The 2,886-nt window shown below is 48.7% G+C and carries 3 protein-coding genes and 1 pseudogene; all 4 read right to left on the bottom strand.

Annotation, left to right across the window (positions count from 1 at the left end; all coding sequences use genetic code 11):
- Positions 1 to 146: 146 nt before the first annotated feature.
- Positions 147 to 338, bottom strand: coding sequence for a hypothetical protein (locus tag KDK14_RS13640; RefSeq protein ID WP_257265717.1), 192 nt, complete (start codon positions 336 to 338; stop codon positions 147 to 149).
- Between the two features lie 385 nt (positions 339 to 723).
- A complete protein-coding gene (locus KDK14_RS13635; protein WP_257265715.1) occupies positions 724 to 2,241 on the bottom strand; it encodes a Fic family protein in 1,518 nt (505 codons plus the stop codon).
- Positions 2,242 to 2,465: 224 nt separating this feature from the next.
- Positions 2,466 to 2,618, bottom strand: a complete 153-nt coding sequence (locus tag KDK14_RS13630) for a cyclic-phosphate processing receiver domain-containing protein (RefSeq protein ID WP_257265714.1) — start codon at positions 2,616 to 2,618, stop codon at positions 2,466 to 2,468.
- Between the two features lie 76 nt (positions 2,619 to 2,694).
- Positions 2,695 to 2,886: pseudogene (locus tag KDK14_RS13625) on the bottom strand (hypothetical protein); the annotation flags it as partial.

Genomic DNA, 2,886 nt, shown 5'->3' with positions numbered 1-2,886 from the left:
ATCGCCTTGTATCATCGCCTGCGCGGCCCGGTTGGGCGATGCTTTACGACGAGTTCGGTAATTTTTCTTTCGCACGCATGCCCACACAGGAGGTCGGTAAAGAACCGGTGCCGGGTCTTGGATCTTGATTGTTTCAAACCTCCACCTCATACCGCACCAAACTCGGCGTAGCCCCTTTGATCTCCCCCTTTCCGAATAAATACCTTTTCCCCCACACTCACAGATTCCCCTTTGACGGTAATCACCGAACCATCCCGAAGCTCTGCCTGACTGGTGCCATTACCGTTATTAGCCGTGATGGTGGCGACAACCCGCCCCCGCTTCAGGAACCAGGGCATTGAATTGCTGCCAGATGTTTGTGGCTGCCATCACTTGCATTCCGGATAAAAGATTCTTGCCCGATGCAAGGCCGTTAGGTTAGTTCCTGACTTTAGGATTTCAACGACAATCGTCTTGTTAAAAATTCCATATTTTATGGAATTTATTCTGCTGATTTTTGTCCTACTCACAGTTTTGAGTCATATAGCAGGCTGACGAACGGGATGTGACGAGAAAAAAACCATCTTTATCAGCATGCCAACAGGGCAGGAGCATCTAACCTGGTCGGCTCGACTCAACACAGGCCAGTCAACCCGGAGAATCTACCACACAATGGTCTGGTACATAAATCATCAACATTACCTGACCTCAGCATTAACAAGCGGATGATTTTAGCAGGTGTTCTTAATCCGGCAGCAGTGATGCCAGAAACTCTGCAAACGGCACAATATTCTGATGCACACTGGCTGCTTCAAGTGCTTGCATGTACTCGTTACGCCTCTCGACCGGTACCACTGTCCAGGGGTATCCACCCGAAGCCATCATCAAGTTCATAATGAACCTGCCAATCCGGCCGTTACCGTCGAAATACGGGTGAATATAAACAAAGATAAAATGGCCCAGCACTACCCTGACCGCCGCGTTTTCTTCCTCCGCCAACAAGTCAAAGAAAGCTGGCATCATATCGCGAACCGCTCCCCGATCAGGTGGTTTGTACATCGACTGTCGAATATAAACAGGGCCTGACCGGTAGCCGGCCAGATCTGCCTGTTTAATAATGCCCGCTGCAACGCCAGGGCCGAACAACGCTAAATACCAATCGCTGTAAGACTGCTCCAACACCTCGCCGGAGTTCCCACCGTCAAGAACGGCCAAAACCGCTTTTTTTACCTCCTGAAAAGCATCCCAGTAACCCTTGGCTGCCATTGCATCGAGGTGCTGCTTATGTTCTTCCGACTCATCAGCCTGCCAACTCCCTGAGCGAACAAGCTCGATGAGTTCAGGAGTAACCCTGTAGCCTTCAATGGACAGGGAGTGGTATGCGTCCGTGACATACTTGTCTTCTACCTCAGCCATGTATTTTTTGATATTCACAGCACGTACATCCGATGCCGGAAAATGCTTGATGACGGATTCTCGCATTTGTGCCCACATAAGACGAATACGATTCTCGGAGGGGGAGACGGCTCTGCGACCAAAGCTTATGTCTATTTTTTCACTGAAGGGGTCGGTTTCCTGCACCTTTAAATCGGCCGCTCGCATTCCCTTCAATATGTTGTTGGCTATTAACTCCCGGCCAATGTTTCTAAAAGCACCGACCAGTCGCCCGGCTATCACACTGTGCCCACCATTCAGTAACACCGCGAGTAAATCGGATGCGTCCGTGACCATTGATAATGCAGTGCGCATGTGAATAGGGGTATTGGTGTACTGACTGGCAGAACTGTGCACCAGAGCAGCGGGAAGGCTGTAGACATTCAGCCCTTCAAGCTTAACAATGCTCTCAGCTTCAGGCAGGTTTAATCTAACGTCAAATAACGAGGTACCGTGAAGGAATGAGGTCGGTTTATTGTTGCCTTTAGGCGTGCGCACAAGCAGTTGTTGAGGAAGCGTTTTATCGCCAATATGCAGACTTATTGACTGCTCTGGAGATAAACACCATTGTGCGCCAAATCGTACCGTTAGATAGGCTGCGCAAAAATCCCAGAACGAAGTGTACCACGAGGTACTGTCTCCTGGTTTTTCGTCAGGCATGGTGGCGATATACCAGCCGCGAAGCACTTCACGGATAAAGCCATGTTTGAGTAGCCTTTCACGATGCAGTCGACTCAGCTGCTTCGACTGAATGGCGACCACATCGCTATCCTGTAATAGCCTCAGCTGTTCAAGGGCATCAGCTAACTTATGGGATACATCGTTCATGAGTTCATCCGCCACGCTGTCCAGGCGATCATAAATAGGTTTTAGCGTTATATTATATATAGGTTTTGGTGTTTTTCCATTTATAGGTTTAACTGCTCCTTGAGATATAGGTTTTAGCGTTCCTCATGACATTCCCCACCTCATCATCGCCAGAAATGGCTTGATGTCTGGCAAAACAAGCTCCTGGGAGGCTCGTCGTCTAATAACCGCTCCACTGAATCTTCTTATAAGTGAAAATTGTCGCCACTGGCAAGATCATGATCCAGGCTGAACTCTTGCACCTGGCCAATTTTCAAAAGAGCAATGGTCTCATCCGGAGACCAGGTCCTTATCCAACCACTTTGGGTGGCTCGGACATCGTCCAGAAAAACTTTCACTCTTTATCCTCATTGTCATTTTCGTTATAAGTTCTCAAAGCTTCCGTCAGGAGGACAAGATTATGTTCAACAACTATTAACATGTCAGGTTCATACCTTCACGGGTGTTATTGCGCCTGTGACTGTCCTGCATCCCCCTGGAAACATCAGCCAGAAATGGGAACTCTTTCTTGGGCGACTCAAGCCGTTTTTCTACCTCAGAGTGGGATATGGTTTTCCCGTCTTTGTAGTAGGCATCAGTGCGAAAACGGAGGGTGTTGTTATAGAC

Source organism: Endozoicomonas sp. ONNA2, assembly GCF_024606365.1.
Classification (GTDB): Bacteria; Pseudomonadota; Gammaproteobacteria; order Pseudomonadales; family Endozoicomonadaceae; genus Endozoicomonas.
Note: the sequence above shows the minus strand (reverse complement) of the source record. Positions and strands in the feature narration are given on the sequence as shown.